This is a genomic window from Microbacterium sp. NPDC055312 (assembly GCF_053645675.1).
Genome location: NZ_JBSHMU010000003.1, coordinates 294,053 through 312,245 on the forward strand (window position 1 = coordinate 294,053; position 18,193 = coordinate 312,245).

General features: G+C 69.7%; 12 protein-coding genes. 4 read left to right on the forward strand and 8 right to left on the reverse strand.

Annotated features, from left to right (window positions below):
• Positions 1 to 41: 41 nt before the first annotated feature.
• The 5 genes from ACWIDW_RS09970 to ACWIDW_RS09990 all read right to left on the reverse strand — a co-directional run bounded on the left by ACWIDW_RS09970 (position 42) and on the right by ACWIDW_RS09990 (position 5,342).
• A complete protein-coding gene (locus ACWIDW_RS09970) occupies positions 42 to 824 on the reverse strand; it encodes an arsenate reductase/protein-tyrosine-phosphatase family protein (RefSeq protein WP_454124933.1) in 783 nt (260 codons plus the stop codon).
• 24 nt (positions 825 to 848) lie between these two features.
• Positions 849 to 1,874, reverse strand: coding sequence for a UDP-glucose 4-epimerase GalE (gene galE / locus ACWIDW_RS09975; RefSeq protein WP_454124935.1), 1,026 nt, complete (start codon positions 1,872 to 1,874; stop codon positions 849 to 851).
• Between the two features lie 224 nt (positions 1,875 to 2,098).
• The gene (locus ACWIDW_RS09980; RefSeq protein WP_454124937.1) at positions 2,099 to 2,476 is read right to left on the reverse strand and encodes a response regulator transcription factor; all 378 of its coding nucleotides are present in this window, start codon (positions 2,474 to 2,476) and stop codon (positions 2,099 to 2,101) included.
• Between the two features lie 59 nt (positions 2,477 to 2,535).
• Positions 2,536 to 3,696, reverse strand: a complete 1,161-nt coding sequence (locus tag ACWIDW_RS09985) for a hypothetical protein (protein WP_454124939.1) — start codon at positions 3,694 to 3,696, stop codon at positions 2,536 to 2,538.
• On the reverse strand, positions 3,693 to 5,342 hold the full coding sequence (locus ACWIDW_RS09990; RefSeq protein ID WP_454124941.1) for a sensor histidine kinase: 1,650 nt from the start codon (positions 5,340 to 5,342) through the stop codon (positions 3,693 to 3,695). Before ACWIDW_RS09990 ends, ACWIDW_RS09985 begins: the two co-directional genes overlap by 4 nt.
• A gap of 85 nt (positions 5,343 to 5,427) precedes the next feature.
• Between ACWIDW_RS09990 and coaA the strand changes: the two genes are divergently transcribed.
• Positions 5,428 to 6,378, forward strand: a complete 951-nt coding sequence (gene coaA / locus ACWIDW_RS09995; RefSeq protein ID WP_454125310.1) for a type I pantothenate kinase — start codon at positions 5,428 to 5,430, stop codon at positions 6,376 to 6,378.
• A 36-nt stretch (positions 6,379 to 6,414) separates the two neighbouring features.
• Here the strand turns inward: coaA and ACWIDW_RS10000 are convergent, their stop codons facing one another.
• The gene (locus ACWIDW_RS10000; RefSeq protein ID WP_454124942.1) at positions 6,415 to 7,443 is read right to left on the reverse strand and encodes an LCP family protein; all 1,029 of its coding nucleotides are present in this window, start codon (positions 7,441 to 7,443) and stop codon (positions 6,415 to 6,417) included.
• Positions 7,444 to 7,691: 248 nt separating this feature from the next.
• Between ACWIDW_RS10000 and ACWIDW_RS10005 the strand changes: the two genes are divergently transcribed.
• Positions 7,692 to 12,908, forward strand: coding sequence for a DUF7927 domain-containing protein (locus ACWIDW_RS10005; protein WP_454124944.1), 5,217 nt, complete (start codon positions 7,692 to 7,694; stop codon positions 12,906 to 12,908).
• Positions 12,909 to 12,980: 72 nt separating this feature from the next.
• On the opposite strand, the gene ACWIDW_RS10010 is transcribed toward ACWIDW_RS10005, so the two are convergent.
• Positions 12,981 to 14,615: a response regulator transcription factor gene (locus tag ACWIDW_RS10010; RefSeq protein ID WP_454124946.1), complete on the reverse strand. Its 1,635-nt coding sequence runs from the start codon at positions 14,613 to 14,615 to the stop codon at positions 12,981 to 12,983.
• A 94-nt stretch (positions 14,616 to 14,709) separates the two neighbouring features.
• Here ACWIDW_RS10010 and glmS point away from each other — a divergent pair, with 94 nt between their 5' ends.
• Positions 14,710 to 16,557, forward strand: a complete 1,848-nt coding sequence (gene glmS / locus ACWIDW_RS10015; RefSeq protein ID WP_454124948.1) for a glutamine--fructose-6-phosphate transaminase (isomerizing) — start codon at positions 14,710 to 14,712, stop codon at positions 16,555 to 16,557.
• Positions 16,558 to 16,698: 141 nt separating this feature from the next.
• Here the strand turns inward: glmS and ACWIDW_RS10020 are convergent, their stop codons facing one another.
• Entirely contained in the window at positions 16,699 to 17,532 is an 834-nt protein-coding gene (locus ACWIDW_RS10020) for an endonuclease domain-containing protein (protein WP_454124949.1), read from the reverse strand.
• A gap of 262 nt (positions 17,533 to 17,794) precedes the next feature.
• Between ACWIDW_RS10020 and ACWIDW_RS10025 the strand changes: the two genes are divergently transcribed.
• Complete coding sequence (locus tag ACWIDW_RS10025) at positions 17,795 to 18,157, forward strand: holo-ACP synthase (protein ID WP_454124951.1); 363 nt, start codon at positions 17,795 to 17,797, stop codon at positions 18,155 to 18,157.
• Positions 18,158 to 18,193: the final 36 nt, after the last annotated feature.

Below are 18,193 nucleotides of genomic sequence, written 5' to 3' on the forward strand. Positions count from 1 at the left end.
TCGACTCGCTGCGCTCACTCAACGACCGGGCAGGAAGTCGCTCAACGACCGGGGGAGAGTGCGGCACGGATCACACGCGCCGCTTCGTTCACCGCGGGCACGAGCTGCGACGCCGACAGGTCGTACGTCTTCTGCGAACGGCGGTAGGGGTCGATCACGTCGTCGTTGTCGGGTTCGGCGGGCACCAGGCCGCGCTGGCTTCCGATCAGGCGCGCCAGGGCCTGCAGGCGCGCTCCGGCAGCCGGGCCGGCCGAAGCGACGCCCTCGCGCACCTCGTCGTCGGTGAGGGCTACCGCCAGCCGGGCGAACTCGCGCAGCGTGAAGGTGCGGTGCAGCAGGGCCGGCATCATCTGCACCACGTGCGAGCGGTGCTCACGCGCCATCGTCAGCACGAGGTCGGTCTCGGTCAGCAGCGGCCCGGTCAGCAGCCGGGCTCGGTGATCGCCCGACGCCGTGGCATCCGCTCCGTGCCCGATCGCGAGCTGCAGCGCCTGCTCGGTCATACCCTCGTCGACCAGCGCGTGGGTGCCGGCGCTGTGCACGCGCACGCCAAGGTCCGCCAGCGCGGATCGCAGCAGCACCTCGGCCATCGGCGAGCGGCAGATGTTGCCTGTGCACACCGTCATGATCGTCCCGCCGTCACCGCCGGGCGCGACCGGTGGGGTGGGACGGGCGGCGGCAGCCGGGGGAACGGTCCGCGCGGGCGCGGGCGCGGGTGAGACGGTGCCGGGAACGTCGGCCTGGCCTCTCGTCAAAGCCTCGCGCAGGCGTCGGAGATCCGCGCGCCGCAGGCCAGGACGCTTGCTGCTCTCAGAGTCGGACACGGCATCGCCTCTTCGTGAACAGGGTCACGCCTGCGCCCCGAAGCCGTTCGGATTCTTGACCTGCCATGCCCACGAGTCGCGGCACGCGTCGGCCAGCGAGCGCGTGGTGCGCCAGTCGAGCTGCTTGTTCGCCTTCGCCGGGTCGGCGACCGTCGTGGCGAGGTCTCCGGCGCGGGGCGCGACGATCTCATACGGGATCTCACGCCCGCTCGCCTCGGCGTACGCGCGCACCACCTCGAGCACGCTCGACCCCTCGCCCGACCCGAGGTTGTACGCCTCGACACCGGGGGAGAGGTGCGCGAGCGCGGCGACGTGGCCCTCGGCGAGGTCCATCACGTGGATGTAGTCGCGCACCCCGGTGCCGTCGACCGTGGGGTACTGGTCGCCGAACACGGCGAGCTTCTCGCGACGGCCCACCGCCACCTGCGCGACGAACGGCATGAGATTGTTCGGGATGCCCGCCGGGTCTTCGCCGATCTCACCCGACGGGTGCGCGCCGACCGGGTTGAAGTAGCGCAGCAGCACCGCCTCGAGCTCGGGCCACGCGACCTGCACGTCGGCGATGATCTGCTCGATGAACGCCTTCGTGCGGCCGTACGGGTTCGTGATCCCGACCCCGACCGGCTGGTTCTCGTCGAGGCGCTCGACCCCGGCATCCGGAGTGCCGTAGACCGTCGCCGACGAGCTGAAGACGAGCTTGCGCACATCCTTCTCGCGCATGATGTCGAGCAGGTTCAGCGTCGAGTTGAGGTTGGTGCGGAAGTACCGCGACGGCTGGGCCACCGATTCGCCGACGGCCTTGAGGCCGGCGAAGTGGATGACGGCGTCGAAGTCGACGTCGGCGAGCGCGGCATCCGCCGCCGCCCGATCGGCCAGATCCGCTTGGATCACCTGCACGCTCCTGCCGGTCAGCTTCTCGACCCGCCGCAGCGACTCGGGACTGCTGTTCGAAAAGTCGTCGACGACGATGACGTCGTCGCCGCGCTCGAGCAGCACGAGAGCGACATGGGAACCGATGTAGCCGGCACCGCCGGTGAGGAGTACACGCACGACTCCGATGCTACCGGGCGGCCCGCCGCGGCTCAGGATCACCGCAGGTTCCCTCAGATCACCGCAGTTCTCACCGCGGGCCCTCGGCGAGAGCAGAGACCTCACTAACGTGAGTGGTGCGTTGCGGAATACCCGAACGCATCGGGCCTCTGCCCGGCTCAGCGTGCCGCCCGAACGGTGACGCGGGGCCCCATGGGGACGCGCAGAGGCCCGACCTCTTCTCGTCAGCGGGCCAGCAGGGCGTCGATCCGGGCGCGCAGCTCACGAGGCCGGAACGGCTTGGTCAGGTAGTCGTCGGCCCCCGCCTCGAGACCGCGGGTGACGTCGGCCGCGTCGCCGAGGGCGGTCAACATGATGATGTGCGCGTCGCTCACCGCACGGATGCGCCGGGCGGCCTCGAGCCCGTCGATCCCCGGCATCGTGACATCCAGCGTCACCAGCAGCGGGTGATGGGCTTGCACCGCCGTCACGCCGTCGAGTCCGTTGTCGGCCGTCACGACGGTGAACCCTGCGGCGCGGAGTATCTCGGCCACCAGGTCACGCACGTCACGATCATCATCTACGACGACAGCGGTCGACGAGAATGCGTTCACATCAGTCATCTCAGAGTCCCCACTCTGGAAGGGAGGGACGCCGATTCCCCAGGGCGCCCGCTGACATGCTACAGCTCGACGCGACCACGGTCGACAAGTCCGGGTTGATCGGCATCGGCCCGCACCCGCTCCCACCGGTCGCCGCCCTCGGCGTGCGCCCGCCGCGCGGCCTCGCCGGCCGTCGCCGTGAGTGCGTCGAACCCGTAGCCGACCGTCGAGACCGGGGCCCAGCCGATGCTCGCCGTCAACCGCAGCGGCAGCGACCGGTCGTGCTCTGATCTCGCGACACGTTCGAGCAGCTCGGTGAGCAGCTCACGCACGCCGCCCTGCGCGCGAGGAACGAGAGCGAGGAAGCGGGCCGGGTCGATCTTCTCGATGTCGGCGTCGGCGGGCAGCACGCTGTCGACGTCGCGCGCGAACTTATGCGCGACGGCGTTGAACTCGGCCGTACTCGACGCCGTGCGGATGTCGTCGGGATCGTCGAGGCGGATGTCGAGCAGCGACCACAGGTCGTCGTCGGCGGCGCGCGCACGCTCGAGGCGGCCGCGTGCCGTGCGCTCGAACGCGTCTCGTGGAGACACAGCGACCTCTTCACCGCGAATCGTCAGCAGCAGCGTGGTGATCAGCGCGCACACCACGTACACCGACATCCCGACCATGTTCATGGTGCGCACGAGAGACAGCGCGTCGGAACCGACGACGAGGCCGCGCATCACGAGCAGCCCGTTGACGTCGATGATCACCGCGAACACGATGAACGCCGACGAGCCCCCCAGCAGCGGCAGAGCCTCGTCTCGCACGCGCGGCCCCAGCCCGACCAGCTCGACGATGATCAGGGCGGCGAACACGGCCGTCGCCGTGAAGAGCACACGCACCGCCACGCCGTACACCCCCGCGAAGCTCGACAGCAGCAAAATGACCGGTGAGAGCAGACCGAACAGGCAGCCGATCACCAGGTGCTGCCGTGCGCGCCCGCGATAGGCGCGCAACCCCGACCACAGCAGCGGCATGGGGGCGATGATCAGACCCGAGCCGAGCGCTCGCAGCGGCTCGGAGGCGACGTGATCCTGCGCCAGCCACACGTACGCCCCGACCATCGCGATCGCGAAGGCGGCCGACCACAGTGCCGTCGCCCGCGACGGCCGAGGCAGGAAGCCGAGCCCGATGAACAACACCGTCGCGAGCGTGGTCAGGGCCACGACCGGCAGCATGAGCGTCGTATTGATCATCCGTGGGTCCGTTCGCGTGCAGGTTCGGGGCAGGGGAGAAGGATGCTGACGCGCGTGCCCTGCCCGAGCTCGCTCGCCACCTCGAACCGGCCGCCCTGCGCCGCCACGATGTCGCGCGAGATGCTGAGGCCGAGGCCGGTGCCCGGGATGCCGCGCTGCCGCGCGAGTTCGGTGCGGAACTCGCGGTCGAAGATGCGGGGCAGATCCTCCGGCGAGATCCCGATGCCGTTGTCGCTCACCAGCAGGCGCACCTCACCGTCGCCTTCGCGCTGGCCGTGCACCACGACCCGGCCGCCGCGCTGGGCGTACTTGATCGCGTTGCCGAGAACGTTGTCGACGACCTGCCGCAGCCGGAACGCGTCGCCGTTCAACGGCAGGTCCTCGAAGAGGCGCGCTTCGATGGCCACCCCCGACGCCTCTGCGGCCGGCGTGAACCCCTCGATCGATGCGGTGGCGACGTCGGCGAGGTCGAACGGTGCGTCGCGGTCGTCGTTGCGTGCCTCGGGCACGCTCAGCGTCTGGTCGATGAGCTGCTGCATCCGCGTGCCGGCGTGATCGATGACGCCGAGCTGACGTCGGGTGCTCTCGTCGACGGTGCCGCGCTCGAGCAGAAGGTCGACGTGACCGAGGATCGCGGTGAGCGGGTTGCGCAGCTCGTGCGCGATCGAGCGGCGCACCGCCGCCTCGCCGGCCTGCGGATCGATGCTCTCGGTGACGTCTTCCACCCGCAGCAGCACCCCGTCGGCCGGGTCGTCCGGTTCGAGCACCTGTGTCGACGCCCGCAGGGCCCGCCACCGGCCGTCGAGACCGAACAGCCACACGAGCTGGTCGTGGAAGAGCTCACCGCGACCCGCCCGGGCGATCATCGTCTCGCCGGCGGGAACGGGTTCGCCGCGCCGGGTGCGGTACTCCACTGCGCGCGAGGGATGCAGCCGCGCTGACGCGTCGAGCGCGTACAGCGTGCGGAAGGCCGCGCTCGCCACCTCGACCACACCACCGGGGTCGACGCGGGCGACGCCGATGTCGAGCGCATCGAGCACCCGCAGGGTGCGCGCCTTCTGCTCCTGCACCCGCTGCAGAGCGTGGACGAGGCGGTCGGACTGTGCACGGAGCAGACGCCGTGACGAGCGGTTGCGCGCCGAGCCGACCCGCATGAACACCCCCACGAAGCAGAGCGAAAGCATCGAGATGACCACGCCCGTCGTCGCGGTGGCGGTCACACCGTCCCACAGCAGCATCACCAGCTGGATGGCCGCGATCAGCGCGAGCATCGTCACCAGCGTGAGCGTGCGGAAGTAGGTCGCGACCCACGCGACCGGAAACACCCACAGGAACATCGCCGCGGGAGTGTGCCCCGCCACCATCAGGCCGATCATGGTGGCGTCGATCACCGGCAGCACGAGCACGACCGTCGAGGGCAGGCGATGCCAGGGCGCCGACAGGGCGACCAGGGTGACCGCGATGATGGTCACGGTGCTGACGCTGAAATGCCAGTCGACGAAGCGGGCCGGCTCGAGGGCGGCGACGCCGACGGCCATCGCGACGGTCGTGAAGGCGATCACGAGCTGCCACTGCCAGATCGAGCGGTCGCGGCCGTCGCCGAAATGGCGGCGCGCACGGGGAGACAGTGCGGATCCCCTCAGCATGAGCGCCAGTGTAGCGGGGCGGGAATCGTGCGGCGGGCCGCGTGGCATCCCGCCGCGACGGGACGTGTGCTGCGCGGTGGATACGATTGGCTCCGTGAGCGTCGCCCCGAACCAGCCGCTGTCTCCGTACCGTGAGATCGACCGCGCCGACTGGGCGCGCCTGGCGGCGGGGATCGATCAGCCTCTCACCGAGACCGAGGTGGTCGGCATCCGGGGCATCGGCGACCGCCTCGACATCACCGAGGTGCGCGAGGTCTACCTGCCGCTGAGCCGCCTGCTCAGCCTGTACGCCAGCTCGACCCGCGAGCTGGGCGCGGCCACCAGCGCGTTCCTGCAGGAGAGCGACACGACGACCCCGTTCGTCGTCGGGGTCGCAGGCTCCGTCGCCGTCGGCAAGTCGACCATCGCCCGCCTGCTGCGCGAGCTGATGAGCCGGTGGCCGGGCACGCCCCGGGTCGAGCTGGTGACGACCGACGGGTTCCTCTACCCGAACGCCGAGCTCGAACGTCGCGGGCTGATGGACCGCAAAGGCTTTCCCGAGTCGTACGACCGGCGCGCGCTCATCTCGTTCCTCACCGAGGTGAAGAGCGGCGCCGTCGAGGTGCGCGCCCCGTTCTACTCGCACATGCGCTACGACATCGTGCCCGACGCGCACGTCGTCGTGCGACGCCCCGACGTCGTGATCGTCGAGGGCCTCAACGTGCTGCAGCCTCCGCCCGCCCCGAACGACGTCGCGGTCAGCGACCTGTTCGACTTCTCGATCTTCGTCGACGCCGACACCGCCCACATCGAGCGCTGGTACATCGACCGCTTCCTCGCGCTGCGTCAGAGCGCGTTCAGCAACCCGTCGTCGTACTTCAACGTGTTCGCGCACCTCAGCGACGACGAGGCGGTCACGACGGCGCTCGGGTTCTGGAACGAGATCAACATGCCCAACCTCGTCGAGAACGTGATGCCGACGAAGCACCGCGCCACGCTCGTGCTGCGCAAGGGCGCCGAGCACGCCGTCGAGAGCGTGCGGCTGCGCAAGGTCTGAGCGGGCGGCCGCCTGCTCGCGGTCACCCGCCGGCGGTCACTTCGCCGGATGCTCGGCGACGTACTGCGGCACGGAGTCGTTCTTCAGCGCCTCTGACAGCGCCGCAAGGCCATCCCAGTCGGGCTGCACGATCGACTGGTCGCCGACCATGCCGGTGCCGAGCGTCGGCGAGGTGAGGAAGACGATCTCGCTCTTGTCGACCTCGCGCAGGCTCAGCCCGAGCGAGGCCACGGTGCCGGCATCCAGCCCCGCGTCGACGGCGAGGAAGGGAGCCAGAGCGGCGACCGACGCCGAGATGCGGCCCGGGTCGGTCAGGGTCTCGCGGCTGACCAGCTTGTCGAGCATGCCCTTGATGAACGCCTGCTGGTTGCGCACGCGCTGGTAGTCGCCGTCGGTGAACGGGTAGCGGGCACGCACGTAGGCGAGTGCCTGATCTCCGCGCAGCTCGATGGGTCCCTGGGCGAACGAGTACTTGCCCTCGCTGAACGCGATCGAGTTGTTCACGGTCACGCCGTCGAGCGCCTCGCTCAGGCCCTTGAACCCCTCGAAGTCGGTGATCGCGACGTGGTCGATGCGCACGTCGGTGATCTCCTCGAGCGTCTGCACGAGCAGCGGGGTGCCGCCGAACGCCAGCGCCGAGTTCAGCTTGCCGTTGCCGTAACCGGGGATCGGCACCCAGTTGTCGCGCATGAACGAGATCACCTGCACACCCGAGCGGTCGGCGGGGATGTGCACGAGCAGCATCGTGTCGGCGCGCTGCCCGCGGATCTCGTCCACCGAGCCGCCCAGCCCTTCACGCGAGTCGGAGCCGAGCAGCAGGATGTTCAACGCATCGGGGTTGCTCTGCGTCGGCCGTGCCGCGTCGGTGGGGAACACCTCCGCCGACGGCAGCGTCTCGGCCTTGTTGTACGACGAAGCCAGGCTGCCGAGATAGACCACGGCGGTCACCGCGACGACGATGAGCACGGCGACGATGCCGAAGACGATGCCCCAGATCCATCGGCGCGCCCGACGGGAGCGCGGCTCGGTGGCGGTGGCGGCCCCATCGGGGTCGGAGATCTGCATAGGGGGAATTATCCCGTGTGCCGCTGGGAGTTCTGACCAGGGGGAGGCAGAGCGAGCGTCGAGGGGTGATTTCGGGGGTGAAATCCTCGGAAGCCGTCGTGAGGCGACCCGCGTAACCGACACGCTGGCAGAGACCCAGAAATGCGGGCGCGGCGTCCACCCGAGGACGTGCCGAACGGCCATGCCGCCCGCATCGCCTGGGTCATCCGCGCGCGCGAACGCCGCGGGTCACACCAGGGGAGACGATCTTGATATTCCGTGCTGGGCAGACGCAGCATCTGCCTGATTCGAACCGACCACGATCCGAGCGCCGCTGGCGATTCGGCCTGAAGCGCCTCGTCGCGGGTGCGGCGAGCACAGCCGTCGTGGCGTCGTCGCTCGTCATCGGCGGTATCGTCGCCGCGCCGCCTGCGGCCGCCGCCGATCCGTTCGTCTGCGACGCGGGGTCCGTGTACGTGCAGAGCACCAGCCAGGTGCGCGAGTTCAAGGTGAACAAGAGCGGCACCGGCGGCTCGCTTGACATGAGCGGCGACGGGATCGGCACCGGCCACCGGAACAACGGCCTCGGAATCTCATCGAACGGGCGCTACGCCTACACGGTGACCAACACGGACACCGCGAAGTTCGTGTCCAAGCACGACCGCACCGCGAACCGTACGACCACCTCTTCGCAGATCCCCGCCGATGCCGGGCTCGACAGATCGATCCTGCGTGGCGCAGTGCACCCCATCACGGGTGTCTACTACTTCTCCAGCGGCACCAGCAGCAACGGCATCAAGCTCTACGCCTGGAACGAGAAGACCGCCACGCCGACAGCCGTGCAGGTCGGCACGCTGAGGCCGGCCAGCGGCAGCGCCGCTTTCGGAAGCAACGGCGACATGGCGTTCAGCGCCTCTGGCCAGTTGCTCCTGGTCGCCGACCACGTCATCTACTCCGCGGACCTGCCAAACGTCGATTCGATCGAGCAGAGCTCGGCCGACATCGCGGCCAAGCAGGTCTTCGCGATGGACTCGACCGTCAAGGGCAACGGCATCGCATTCGGCAACTACGGGCGCATCTTCATCTCCGCTGGCGCCGCCGACGGCACCGGGCTCATCATCGAGGTCGACCTCGCCAAGGGAACGACCGTCAGCACGACGCCGATCGACTTCTCGCCGACCGACATGTCGAGCTGCACCTTCCCCAACACGATCACCCTGAAGAAGGACCTGCCGGCAGGCCGGCAGGCGGCGACCGACCAGTTCGCTCTGCACGTCGACGCACCCCCCGCCTACAAGACCCCTCACACCGAGGCGACCACGCGAGGCAATGCCACCGGCCTGCAGCCCGACTACGTCGGCCCCGTGTTCGTCAACCAGGGCGACACATTCACGCTCACCGAGCAGGCATCCGGCACCACCAAGCTCGACCAGTACGCGTCGTCGCTCGCCTGTGAAGAGATCACACCCACCGGCACCAAGCCGGTCGCAGTGACCGGCAGCACGGTCGTGCAGCCGCGTGGTGAGCTGGGCACCTCGATCGAGTGCGCGTTCACCAACGCCAAGCTCACGCCCGGTCTGACTCTGCGAAAGACGGCTGATCCGGCATCCGGCACCGCCGTCAATGCGGGCCAGAAGATCACCTACACCGTCGAGGCGCAGAACACCGGAGACACCGCACTCGACCCCGTGCGCGTCACCGATGACCTGACTGACGTGCTCGCCCACGCGGCGTACTCCGGCGACGTGACGACGCGCATCGACGGCACGGATGTCACCTCCGGCGCCGCGGCCGTCGACGGCACCACGCTGGCATGGACGGGATCGCTGAAGCCCAGCGAGGTTCTCACCATCACGTACTCGGCGATCGTGAACGACGACGTCGCGGGCGAGACAATCGCCAACCGCGTCACCGCATCCGGTACGCCCCCGGGGTCTTTCGAGCCCATCGTTCCCCCCGCCGTGACCACCGAGCACCCCGTCGCCGGCTTCGTCATCGACAAGACCGCGAACCCGGCAGCCGGCACCGTCGTGCAGCCCGGCCAGAAGATCAGCTACACCGTCACCGGCACCAACACCGGTGCCACCACCCTGAACCCGGCGCGCATCGGCGACGACCTCAGCAAGGTGCTCGCCGGCGCCGCCTACAACGACGACATCGCCACACGGATCGACGGCGCCCCCGTCGCCACCGGTGCGGCGACGATCACCGGCGACAAGCTGGCCTGGACCGGCCCTCTGGCCGCCGGCGCGACCGTCGAGATCACCTACTCGGTGACCGTCGCGCAGGGCGCATCCGGCACGGTCATCAGCAACACGGCATCCGGAGAGGCGACGCCCACCACGCCCGACCCCGCCAACCCCGACGGGCCGCCGATCCCCGGCACGCCCATCACCCCGCCCTCGGTCACGACCGAGCACCCGGCGATCGGATCCGGCTTCACGATCAGCAAGTCCGCTGACCCCGCATCCGGAACCGCGGTCGAGGCCGGTGACACCATCACCTACACCGTCACCGGCACCAACACCGGAGACACCGAACTGCGCCCCGCCGAGATCGTCGACGACCTGTCAGCCGTGCTCGACGACGCGCGCTACAACGACGACGTCACCGCCAGCCGCGGCGCCGCCGAGGTGAAGAACGGCACGCTCACCTGGACGGGAACGCTCCCGAAGGGGGCGTCCGTCACCATCCGCTACAGCGTCACCGTCAAGGCGGGCGTCAAGAGTGCGCTGCTGAAGAACAGCGCCGAGGGCTCCGCCACCCCGCGGATTCCCACCGACCCGTCCGACCCGCAGAGCCCGACCACTCCGGGCACTGCGATCACGCCGCCGCCGGCGACGACGACGCACCCCGTCGTCGACAACGGCTTCACCGTGAGCAAGACGGCCTCGCCCGCCTCGGGCACCGCTGTGCGTGCGGGTGACACGATCACCTACACGGTCGTCGGCAAGAACACCGGCAACACGGCGCTCGACCCGGCCTCGCTCTCCGACGACCTGTCTGCGGTGCTCGGTTCCGCTCAGCTCACCGGCGACATCACCGCGTCGACGGGCACGGCCACGCTCGACGGGCAGGTGCTCCGCTGGACGGGCGCGCTGGCCGCGGGCGCCTCGGTCACCCTCACCTATGCGGTGACGGTGAACGACGACGCCACCGGCGTGCTGCTGCGCAACACGGTCGCCGGCCAGGGCACGCCCCTGATCCCGTCCGACCCGACCAACCCCGAGAGCCCGACTACGCCGGGCACCCCGGTGAGCCCACCCTCGACCAGCACCGAGCACCCCGTGGCGAACCCGGGCTTCACCGTCGTGAAGTCGGCGAACCCGGCATCCGGAACGCGCGTCGACCCGGGCAGCGTCATCGAGTACACCGTGACCGGCACCAACACCGGTGACACCGTGCTCGACCCCGCGACGATCACCGACAACCTCGCGAACGCACTCGCGAACGCCGCGTACAACGGCGATGTCGCAGCGAACCGCGGAACGGCGAAGGTGGCGGGCACCGCTCTCACCTGGAACGGCTCACTGAAACCTGGCGATCAGGTCATCATCACCTACTCGGTGACCGTCGACGGCGATGCCGGGGGAGAGACGATCCGCAACTCGGTGACCGGCTCTGCGACCCCGCTGCTGCCGGAGGATCCGAGCGACCCCGACAGCCCGACGACGCCCGGAACCCCCGTGACGCCGCCGACGGTTACCACCGAGCACCCGGTCAACGCGCCGGGCTTCACGTTCGCCAAGACCGTCGATCCGGCAGCCGGCACCGCCGTCGACCCGGGTGAGACCGTGACGTACACGCTCACCGGTGTGAACACCGGCCAGACGGCGCTGCCGCTCGTCGAGATCGCCGACGACCTGTCGGGCGTGCTGTCGCACGCGTCGTACAACGGCGACGCGGTGGCGAAGGTGAACGGCACCACTGCGACGGCCCCCGCTGTCGCGGACGGCACGCTGTCGTGGACGGGGGCGCTCGCGGTCGGTCAGAGCGTCGTCGTCACCTACTCGGTGACGGTCGGCGCGGATGCCGTCGGCGAGGTGCTGAGCAACTCCGCCACCGGCTCCGCTACCCCTCCCGGTGGCGAGAAGATCACTCCGCCGCCCAGCACCACCACCAACCCGGTGAACCTGCCCGGATTCTCGGTCTCGAAGAGCGCCGACCCGGCCGGCGGCGACGTCGACCCGGGCGACACCATCACCTACACGGTGACCGGTGCGAACACCGGCGAGACGGCCCTGGACCCGGTCACGATCGTCGACGACCTGTCGGGCGTGCTCTCGGGCGCCTCGTACAACGACGACGCGACCGCGACGATCGACGGGGCGGCCGCTGCTGCTCCCGCGGTCGCCAAGGGCAAACTGTCGTGGAGCGGTGCGCTCGCGGTCGGTCAGACGGTCACGATCACCTACTCGGTGACCGTGAACCCGGATGCCGGCGGCACGCTGCTGAAGAACTCGGTCACCGGCACCGCCACGCCTCCGGGCGGGGTGCCGCCGATCGAGACGCCTCCGGCGATCACCGAGCACCGTGTCAACGAGCCCGGCTTCTCGGTCGAGAAGACCGCTGATCCGGCATCCGGCAGCCGGGTCGATCCGGGCAGCGTCATCACCTACACGGTGACGGGCATCAACACCGGTGAGACGGTGCTCGAGCCGGTCACGCTCGGCGACGACCTCTCGGCCGTGCTCGCCCACACCGTCTACAACGACGACGCGGTCGCCCGCATCGGCGAGGCGGATGCTGTGGCTCCCACCCTCGTCGACGACGAGCTGTCGTGGCAGGGAGCTCTCGGCATCGGCGAGCGGGTCACGATCACCTACTCGGTGACCGTGAACGGCGACGCCGGCGGCGAGACGCTCAAGAACACCGTCTCGGGAGTGGCGGTGCCTCCGGGAGGGGCCGAGCTGACGCCTCCGCCGGCGACCACCGAGAACCCCGTCGGAAAGCCGGGCTTCACGTTCGCGAAGACGTCGGATCCGGCATCCGGCACGGCGGTCGCCACCGGAAGCGTCGTGACCTACACGCTCACCGGCGCCAACACCGGTGAGACGGCACTCGACCGGGTCGTCATCACCGACGATCTCTCGGGCGTGCTGCGTCTGGCCGCTCTGCGCGGTGAGGTCACCGCCACCGTCGGTGATCGCGAGGTCGCCGCCCCGGTCATCGAGGGCGATGAGCTCTCGTGGCACGGCGCCCTGCGAGTCGGCGAGTCGGTGACGATCACCTACGCGGTGACGGTGCGCGACTCGGCGGCCGGCGCGACGTTGAAGAACGTCGCCAAGGCTCACGCCACTGCACCCGGCGGCGCACCGATCACGCCCCCGGCGAGCGCGACAGAGCACCCCGTGCTGACGCCGCTGGCGCTGACGGGCATGCAGCTGGCGCCGTGGCTGCTGGGTCTGTCGCTGCTGCTGGTGATCGGCGGTACAGCGCTGCTGCTGCTGCGACGTCGAGACGCAGAATCGACGCTCGAGGGCTGACACCTGAGAGGACGAGCCCCGAATCGCCTACGCGGTTCGGGGCTCGTCCTCTTTTCGGCTTGTCGGCGACGCTCAGATGATTCCGTGCGAGTGCGCGCGAGCGAGCAGCTCTGAGCGATCGGTGACACCGAGTTTGCGGTAGATGCTCGACACCTGGGTCTTGATCGTGTTGACCGAGACGAACAGTCGCGCGGCCATGTCCTTCCGGCTGGCGCCCTCGGCGATCAGACGCAGTACATCCAGCTCACGCGCGGTGAGGGTCAGCGCGGTGCTCTGCGGGCCAGACAAGGTCTCGCCCCGCAGCAGGGCGTCGAGCTGCTCTCGCACCACGCCCGCGACAGGTAGCGAGAAGCTCTGCAGGCCCTCCGCCAGCCGAAGCGCCTGACCCTGCACGGTGTCGGCTGCGGCGCACTCTCCGAGCGCCCGATGTGCGAGCAGCAGAACAGCCACCCGCCACAGTTCGAGTTGACGAAATCCTGCTGTGTGCTCTGCCACGCGCAGCGCCGTGGAGCGGGCCTTCGCAGCTGCACCGCACTCGAGCGCGAGCCCGGCTTCAGCGAGCCTGACCAGCACGGTCTTCGCATCTGCTGCGGCCAGGGCGGCCCGGGCAGCCGCGATGTTGCCGTCGCGGTTCGCCTGCGCGGCCCGCACCAGCGCGAAAGCGCTTCCGGTGAGGCCTTCGCCCTTCTCCGCACCCGGAAGGGCAGAGGACTCCAGAGCATCCAATATCCGTCCGGCCTGGCGGTCACCGGCGAGGACAGCTGGAGCGAGGGCGAGAACGAAGACCGGCCACATCTCTCCGATGGCGGTACGCGGCATGCCCGCCAGTAGTGCGACCCCCGCGGGCTCGTGCGCTCCGCTGAGCAGAACCTCAGCCGTCCGCACCGTGGCGTCGACCAGCGGCTCCGCCCAGCTCTCGGTGCGCGCGATCCGGTTTGCCTCAGCCAGTTCGGTGCGCGCATCTGCGGGGTCGCCGACCAGAGCGCAGATGAGCGCCGCCTTGGCGTGCGCGTCTCGCACGAGAAACGTGAGGCCCGCAGGGGGAGACGTCCACTTGGCCCGCTCGAAGGCGCCGGAGGCTCCTGCGAAGTCGCCGCCGAGCAGGCGCGTGACACCCGCCTGGACGAACATGAACGACGCGTTGCCCTGCGACGGGTCTACGAGCGCATTCGCCGGCGGGGCGTCCTGTGCGATCCGTTCCGAGAGCGCCAGAGCCGTGCGCAGCTCGCCCCGCAGTCGCGCCTCGAGAATCGCCGTGGCCACCATGGTGGTGTGCACGACCGCGTTCGATGCCTTGAGGCCGCCTTCACGGGCATCGCCGAGCAGTGGCACGGATTCGCCGTTGAGCATCGCGCGGATGTACGCGAACACCGGATACCGCTGCGGTTGCGCATCGGTAGCCGCCAGCAGGACGCCCTGCAGCTCAGCGGGCGGCAGCGTGAACCACACCTCGATGTAGTGCTGCTCGAACACGGCAGCGATGCGCTCGCGGGGGCCCTCGTCGCGCAACCGGCGCAGCAGCGTCGAGGGGTCGGTGCCGAGGTGTGCGTCCGCCTCCCAGGCCAGCTCATCGGCATCGCCTATCCCGGGATGGCGAACATCGAGACGTGCTTCCTCAGTCGACGGCACGGGCTCTCCGGGTGTCGGCTCGACCCTCCCATCGGGTGTGGATCGTCGGCCGAGCCCCCCGCCTCCGTGCGTGCTCACTGTGCGTTCCTCCTTCGGCGCTCGAACCAATCTATCCGGCGCCTCGCCGTTTCGTTCAGAACCCTCGCAAAACTGCGCGTTTATTGTGGTGACCATGTGTGGAATCGTCGGATACGTGGGCCCGCGGCCCAGCCAGGACATCCTTCTCGCGGGCCTCGCCCGTCTCGAGTACCGGGGCTACGACTCGGCGGGCATCGCCGTGATCGATGAGCGCGGCGACCTGGGCATGCGCAAGAAGGCCGGCAAGCTCGCCGTGCTGCGCGACTCGCTCGCCGAGAACCCGCTCGATGACGGTACGACGGGCATCGGGCACACCCGGTGGGCAACCCACGGCGGACCCACCGACGTGAACGCCCACCCGCACCTCGCCGATGACGACAAGCTCGCCGTCATCCACAACGGCATCATCGAGAACTTCAGCGCGCTGCGCGACGAGCTGCTCGCCGACGGCGTCACCTTCCGCAGCGAGACCGACACCGAGGTCGCTGCGGCTCTGCTGGGGCGCGAGTACCGGGCATCCGGCGATCTGGCATCCGCCTTCCGCGCCGTCGTGAACCGCCTCGAGGGCGCTTTCACGCTGCTCGCGATGCACCAGGACCAGCCGGGCGTCGTCGTCGGCGCCCGCCGCAACTCGCCGCTGGTGATCGGCCTCGGCGACGGCGAGAACTTCCTCGGCTCCGACGTCGCCGCGTTCGTCGAGTACACCCGCAAGGCGCTCGCGATCGGGCAGGACCAGATGGTCTCGATCACCCCGTCGTCGGTCGAGGTGACCGACTTCGACGGCAACCCCGTCGAGGCGCAGCCGTTCGACGTCTCGTGGGACGCCGCCGCGGCCGAGAAGGGCGGCTGGCCGTCGTTCATGGCCAAGGAGGTCGCCGAGCAGCCCGACGCGGTCGCCAACACTCTTCGCGGGCGGATCGCCGACGGCCAGGTGATCATCCCGGAACTCGACGGACTCGACGAGCTGTTCGTCGGCATCGACCGCGTCATCATCACCGCCTGCGGCACCGCCGCGTACGCGGCCCTGGTCGGCAAGTACGCCATCGAGCAGTGGGCGCGCGTGCCCGTCGACGTCGAGCTCGCGCACGAGTTCCGCTACCGCGACCCGGTGATCGGCGACCGCACGCTGGTCGTCTCGATCAGCCAGTCGGGCGAGACGATGGACACGCTGATGGCCGTGAAGTACGCCCGTGAGCGCGGTGCGCGCACCCTGTCGGTGTGCAACACGCAGGGCGCGACGATCCCGCGGGAGTCGGATGCCGTCGTCTACACCCACGCCGGACCCGAGGTCGCCGTCGCGTCGACGAAGGCGTTCTCGGCGCAGATCACCGCGCTGCTGCTGCTCGGCCTGCACATGGGCCGGGTGCGCGGCACCCTTGCTGATTCTGCTGCTGCGGATGTCGCCGAACTGCAGGCCCTGCCCGAGAAGATCGCCCAGGTGCTCGCAGAAGAGAACGACCACGTCACCCAGCTGGCCGGCTGGATGGCCGACACCCGCTCGGTGCTTTTCCTCGGCCGGCACGTCGGCTACCCGATCGCTCTCGAGGGGGCGCTCAAGCTCAAGGAGATCTCGTACATCCACGCCGAGGGCTTCGCCGCCGGCGAGCTGAAGCACGGCCCGATCGCGCTGATCGAGCCCGGCCAGCCGGTGTTCGTGATCGTCCCGTCGCCGCGGCATTCGGCGCTGGTGCACTCGAAGGTCGTGTCGAACATCCAGGAGATCCGCGCCCGCGGCGCTCGCGTGATCGTCGTCGCGGAAGAAGGGGACGCCGCCGTGCTGCCCTTCGCCGACGAGGTCATCCGCATCCCGCTCGCCGGCGCGATGTTCGAGCCGCTGCTGGCTGTCGTGCCGCTGCAGATCTTCGCGATGGCGCTCGCCACCGCGAAGGGCCTCGACGTCGACCAGCCGCGCAACCTCGCGAAGTCGGTCACTGTGGAGTGAGCCCGGGCGGCACGGCGTTACGTTTGATCTCCGTACGGATGTCGGCAGGCTTCACGGATGTCGGCCGGAATGGGCGGATGCTGCCGGCATCCGTGCTTCTCGCCGACATCCGTACATGGTGTGGGGTGCGGGGTGAGGGCTTCAGCCGCCGATTCGACCGAGCGCCGCGATGATCGCCGATACGACCTCGTCCCAGTGGTGCACCACGAGCGCGTAGTCGAAGCGCAGCGTCTCGTACCCCAGGGCGGATGTCGCCGCGTCACGCGCAAGATCGATGTGGCGCCGCTCCGCGCTCTGGTGGTTCTCGCGACCATCCACCTCGAGAATGAGTCGGCCGCCCACGACGAAGTCCACCCGTCCGACCTGCCCGATCTGCACCTGACACTCCAGCCGGATGCCGAGCAGGTGCAGTCGGAATCGCAGCAGCGACTCCAACCCGCTCTGGGCGTCGGATCGGGCGAACTGCAGCATCCACTGCGCCGCCTGAGGCAGCTCCTCGGCGATGCGCCGGCGGTCGGATGCCGAGATGAGTCGGCGGTTCCACGCGGACTCGTAGGCCGCGAAGAACTCCTCGGCGGGCATGCACCGATAGGCGTGGATCAGCGCCGTCGCGACCGACGCGTACCCCACGCGGGACGTACCCGGCGAACGGTGCGCGACGCACGCGCAACCCGGATGCGGATGCCGCCGGCCGGCGCGTCCCAGCCAGACGTGCACCCCCTCGTCGGGGTCGGAGAGCACCCACACTCGCCGTGCGCGCAGGGCATCCGCGCACGTCAGCTCGCCCCCGTGTGCCGCCGCGCTGGCGATCTTCAGGTCGACCGTGGGCAGCGCGAAGACGCCGGGGCGGATGCGGCGGATGCTGCCCGCATTCACCGCGTCGGCGAGGACGCGCCGACTGCATCCGTACTGCTGCAGCAGCGTGCCACGAGCGATGCCGTCGAAGCGGGAGAGCAGGTCTGCGGGCGCCAGCATCACTCGAGCATCGCCGGGCGCGGGGGACACGCGCACTGGATTCAGGCAGATTGTGGACGAACGGGACGAATCGCGTTCTGTGGAGGAAGAGTGCACGGCGCACCGGCCGCACAGATGTCGGCGGGATGGACGGATGTCGACGCAGACCGGAGTTTCCGGCCTGCATCCGTGGTCTGAGCCGACATGTGTGCTGGCGGGGCGTTTCCGGGGCGGGCGGAGTGACAGCCCCAGCTCGCCGGATGCCGCCGAGTAGGCTGAACGGGTGATCATGGGCACCGGCATCGACCTCGTCGACATCGCACGGTTCGAGCGTTCGGTCGCCCGCACGCCCCGGCTGCTGCAGCGCCTGTTCACCGAGGCCGAGCAGCAGCTCAAGCTGCATTCCCTCGCCGCGAGGTTCGCCGCGAAGGAGGCGCTCATCAAGGCGCTCGGCGGCAGCGACGGGGTGCACTGGACCGAGATCGAGATCGGCGCCGAGCCCTCGGGCAAGCCGCTCTTCGTGCTCAGCGGCTCGACCGCGGCGGTCGTCGCCGAGCGCGGCATCACCACCCTGCACCTGAGCATGACGCACGACGCGGGCCTGGCCATCGCGTACGTGATCGCCGAGGGGACGGATGCCGCATGACCGCCGCTCCCTTCTCCGCCGACACCCCCACTTCCT